Source organism: Finegoldia magna, assembly GCF_003182075.1.
Classification (GTDB): Bacteria; Bacillota; Clostridia; order Tissierellales; family Peptoniphilaceae; genus Finegoldia; species Finegoldia magna.
Window position 1 is genome coordinate 1 of the sequence record NZ_QGTH01000040.1, and the last position, 5,061, is coordinate 5,061.

Consider the following 5,061-nt stretch of genomic DNA (forward strand, 5'->3'; position numbering starts at 1 on the left):
GGACGAACTTTTGAAAGCTGATGACAAGAATATTCTAAATCAATTTGATCTTAACAAGATGAAAAAGCAAGAGGAACAACAAGGTAAAAAACAAGCTAAAGATGAAAAAGAATTTGCAGTTTTCCAAGTAGACAAAAACTTCTATAACATTATAAAAGATGGAAAGAAAACTACTGTGTATATGGATGTAAAAGCATATATTAAGGATAATCGCATTATGCTACCTGTTAGATATGCAGCCTATACTCTTGGGTTTAATGTAGAATATGATGATAGTAAGAGAGAGGCTATCTTTTCAAATAAAGAAAATACAGCCTTACCTAAAAAAACTCTAAGATTAAATATAGATACTGGTGTTATGAAAGATAGTCAAGGAAACATTTATCATTCTGACACTAAACCTGTAATTATAAATGGAAGAATTCATGCTTCAATTTCCAATATAGCTAAAGCTTTTAATGCAAGCTGTGGGGATATAAGAGATGAAAAAGATCAAAGTATAGAATGGGATAATAGCAGAAAGGCAGTTTATGTCTTTAAGAATATAAAGTAAGAAAAGGAGATAACTATGAAGAAAAAAAGATTAGGGGTAGCCTTAGTGCTACTCCTTTTACTATTAAGTATGCCAAGCATATCCATAGCTAAGAGCAATGATAATGAAATAAAAAATCAGTCAAATGATATTTATTTGCCAGAAAAAAGTAAAGAATTAGAAAGCTTATTTGATGAAGATGTATATGAACCATCTAATGAGAGTCAAAAAATTCCTTATCAGGAAGTGCCGAAAATACAAGAAAATAACATAAAAAATGAGCAATTAGATAAAAAAGAAAAGCCATCTAAACTTGTTAAAGGTGGCAATACTAAAGCAATTAATCCATTAGCTACAAAAGAAAATAAGGCAAGAGGAACAGTTATAGAAAATGTAGATAAAAATGGACAGGATATTACACCGAAAGTAGAAGATCAAACATCAAGAGATGAAAAAAAGGAAAATCCAATAGATGTTAGACAATTTTTAACCTTTCAAACAAAGAGTGGAAAAACTATGCACCTCATTGTAGATCATTCCGAAAATCAAGAAAATGTGCAACTACTAACAGAAGTTGGAGAACAAGATCTACTAAATATGATTGAAGGAGAAAGTGAAGTAAAGCCAAAAGAAGAAGTAGTGAAAAAAGAAGAACCGGTGGAGGAAAAACCGAAGAAAGAGGAGAAAGAAGAAAAAGAAGAAAAGAAATCAGGGATAGGACTTTATTTATTTATGGGTTTAATTATTGTTGGTGTAATGGGTGCAGGATATTACTTCAAAATCTATAAAAAAAATGAAGAAGCAAGTTTTGAAGATGAGCAAGATTATAATGAATTAGAAGATGATTATGAATCTGAAGGGGAGGATTATGATCTTGAAGATAAGGAAGATACAGAAATTATTCCAGATGAAGATGAATTTTAATCTTCTCAATGATTTAAGCAGTAGATTAAGGACAACAATAAAATTAATTATCGTGTAAATTTATAAACATACGATAGAAAAGTACAATTAGAATTCTGGAACTTTAATAAAAAACGATGAACAAAACGACAGCACAAACTTAATATATAAGGGAAGCTAAGTGAAATGATTGATTGTATAATTAAGAATTTGATATAGATAAAATCATCAGTTTAATGAGAATGCTAAAAACGGATCAAGCTTTTTTATACAGATGGAATTCTTATTCGAAGAAAAATCTTTATGCTAGAGACATAAAGTTTGAAGATGTAATAGATAATGGAATAAATATTATAGAAAAAATAAAAAATCAGTAGAGCTATAAAAAGATGAGGGATTGAAAATTTAATCTCTCATTTTTTTATTAAAAAATTAAAGGAGGAAAAATGAAATTAGTAATCGCAGAAAAACCAAGTGTTGCAGCATCAATAGCGAAAGTTATAGGAGCAAAAAATAGAAATAATGGATATTATGAGGGGAATGGATACATTGTTTCATGGTGTGTTGGGCATTTAGTACAAATGGCAAATCCTGATGTGTATGATGAAAGATATAAGAAGTGGAGAATTGAAGATTTACCTATTATCCCAAAAGAATACAAGTATGAGGTAACGAAGACAACTAAAAAACAGTTTAATATTCTTAAAAGACTAATGAATAGTAATGAAGTTGACACCATTATTAATGCTTGTGATGCTGGTAGAGAAGGAGAAGCTATCTTTAGACTTGTATATATGATGGCAAATTGTAAGAAGAAAATGAAACGTCTTTGGATTTCCTCAATGGAAGACTCTTCCATAAAAGAAGGATTTAGCAACTTAAAAGATGGAAGTAACTATGATAATCTTTTTGATTCAGCTAAGGCTCGTGCCATAGCTGATTGGCTTGTTGGAATGAACATAAGTAGACTTTACTCCTGTCTATATAATGAAAATTATAGTGTAGGCAGAGTACAAACACCAACTTTATCAATGATTGTGAATAGAGATGATGAGATAAATAGTTTTAAAAAAGAAAAATATTATACAGTGGAGATTTCCATGAATGGATTTACAATGTCTACAGATAGAATTGATGACAAGATAGTGGCAGAGCAGCTTAAAAATTTAATCGGAGAAAAAATTGAAATAACCGATGTAATTAAAAAAGAAAAGATTACAAAGCCTAATCTGCCCTTTGATCTAACAACACTTCAAAGAGAATGTAATAAGTATTTTGGATACAGTGCAAAACAAACCCTAGATTATGCCCAAAGCCTGTATGAAAAGAAGTATATTACCTATCCACGAACAGATTCAAGATATTTGACAGTAGACATGATAGAAAGCACTGTAAATAATATTATAGGGAAAAATGATTTTGACACAGAAAGAATTAAGGTAGTTTTTAATTCTGGAAAAGTTACAGATCATCATGCAATAATTCCAACGATAAGTTCATTAAATAAGGATATTTCAAATCTTCCGGAAAGTGAAGCCAAAGTATATAGACTTATAACAAATAAACTCTATGCAAGTTTTGGATATCCACTTGTAGAAAATACAACAAAGATAGTGGCTGAATTTGACGGGTTTGAATTTATAAACACTTATAAAATAATTGCAGAAGAAGGGTTTACAAAATATTTAGAAGAATATACATCAAAGAAGAAAGAAGATATACAACTTCCCGATGTAAAAATAGGAGATCTTTTATATATTGAAAATAAAGATATAAAAGAGAAATATACAAAACCACCTAAACACTTCACTGAAGACACACTATTAAAAGCTATGGAAATAGCTGGAAATGATGAATTAGTTAAGGATGTCGAAGTTGAAAGAAAAGGACTTGGTACTCCTGCTACAAGAGCGGGAATAATAGAAAATTTGATATACAAAGGTTATATAAAAAGAGAAAAGAAAAACCTAATATCAACTAGAAAGGGATTAAACCTAGTGACTATAGTTATAGATGAGTTTAAATCTCCAAAGACAACAGCAAAATGGGAAATGAGATTAAGTGATATAGCAAAGGGTAAGGAATATAAAGAGAATTTTTTAAAAGAAATTGAAGAAGAAATAGAAAATACTATAGGTAAATATTATAAGTAAATTGATTATAAAAACTTGAATATAATTATAGGAATGAAGAAAGGAATGATTTATGAAAGAAATAGGGTATAATATAAGTGATAAAAGAGTAGGCATTAGGAAATTTGCTTATTTGACATTACTATAAATATACGTTATACTCTTATCAGATAAAGATGGTGTCCCGCTACCGTTAAAGGTGGAGCATTAAAGAAGGTGTATCACTACCTACATCCCAAAGGTAAAATATTAAAGCAAACAGAGAGGTTAAAACCTTTCTATTTTTTTATTCCAATTTCTTCTGCAAAGGAAAAACATAAAAAATGGAAGAATGTTTCTGATGAGCATTTTTTGATTTATGAAGTGATCGATAATAGTATTACTATAGATGGAGATATCTACAAATATTATTCTGATAGAGAAAAAATGCACATATTATCTATATTGGATATTAAGAAAATGATTCCTGTACCGACTGATTGTTATGAAAGAATTGATTTTAACGAACTTGAGGATATTAGATATAAAGACTTATTTCAAAAAGAATACGCTTTTTGTTTAAAAATAAAAACAAAGGTCTTGATAAAGGTGGAAAAAAAATACAAAAAGCAAAAGAAAACAGGAATTATAAGAAGAGCAAATTGCAATTTTTCAAAGTTAGAAAAAGCAATGTTGGATTGGAAGCAATAGAATAAAGGCAGTTAAAGCGATTAGAAAAGTAAAAAATTCCAATCGTTTTTTTATTGCAATAAAAAGATAGCGTAAATGACATTTTAAAGTTATCTTTTGCTTACAGAAATTTAAAAAATAGAAAGAAATAAAGTTTAATAAATAAATATATAAAAATTTAGTTCATTTTTATCACTATAATGAGGAGGGATAAAATGCCAAGATATGATATAGTAGATTTAAGTAGAACAATCTATCTTGCAAAAGAAGAATTTAAGAAAGATATAAAAAAATATGAGGAATATTTAAAGGTATCAGGCAATAACTATAAGTATCCATATATACATCAAATATCTATATACAATATGGATCCAAAAGCAACAGCCTGTGCAGAATTTGATTATTGGAAAAGTATAGGTAGAAGCGTTAAAAGAGGCGAAAAAGGAATACCACTTTTAGATATAGATAGTGGAAGGATAAAATATATATTCGACATAAGGCAAACAGTAAGTATTAATCATAATATTTCTGAGGTAAAGCTATGGAAATATGATAGCAAAAAGCATTTAAACTTACTAGATGAACTGATAGATAAGTTTAAAGAAAAAGATAGTAAGCTTCTATTAAGCCAAGAAGATAAAATTGATGCCTTAGTAGAAAGTAATGTTAGAGGAAAATTCAATAAAATTTTAGAAAGTCTATCTGATGAAAGTTTAAAAAGCATTCAAAATGACCTGAACCCGTAAACACGGAATAATTTAATAATATTTTAAGCGGAATGTAATCTGTACATAACAGGGGACATTCCGTTTAATTTTGTTTTAA

The 5,061-nt window shown here is 28.7% G+C and carries 5 protein-coding genes and 1 pseudogene; all 6 read left to right on the forward strand.

Going from position 1 to position 5,061, the window contains the following annotated elements; all coding sequences use genetic code 11:
- Positions 1-553 (forward strand): stalk domain-containing protein (locus DES33_RS09295; protein ID WP_146199879.1); only part of this gene is annotated, 553 nt, incomplete at its 5' end.
- Between the two features lie 15 nt (positions 554-568).
- Positions 569-1,456 carry a CD1107 family mobile element protein gene (locus tag DES33_RS09300; RefSeq protein ID WP_110058808.1) on the forward strand — a complete coding sequence of 296 codons (888 nt, stop codon included), beginning with the start codon at positions 569-571 and terminating at the stop codon, positions 1,454-1,456.
- A 215-nt stretch (positions 1,457-1,671) separates the two neighbouring features.
- Positions 1,672-1,812: a hypothetical protein gene (locus DES33_RS09660; RefSeq protein WP_170111634.1), complete on the forward strand. Its 141-nt coding sequence runs from the start codon at positions 1,672-1,674 to the stop codon at positions 1,810-1,812.
- 69 nt (positions 1,813-1,881) lie between these two features.
- Complete coding sequence (locus tag DES33_RS09305) at positions 1,882-3,588, forward strand: DNA topoisomerase 3 (protein WP_110058809.1); 1,707 nt, start codon at positions 1,882-1,884, stop codon at positions 3,586-3,588.
- 195 nt (positions 3,589-3,783) lie between these two features.
- Positions 3,784-4,257, forward strand: a complete 474-nt coding sequence (locus DES33_RS09310; protein WP_227930627.1) for a type III toxin-antitoxin system ToxN/AbiQ family toxin — start codon at positions 3,784-3,786, stop codon at positions 4,255-4,257.
- Positions 4,258-4,451: 194 nt separating this feature from the next.
- Positions 4,452-4,964, forward strand: a pseudogene (locus tag DES33_RS09315) (hypothetical protein); the annotation flags it as partial.
- Positions 4,965-5,061 lie beyond the last annotated feature (97 nt).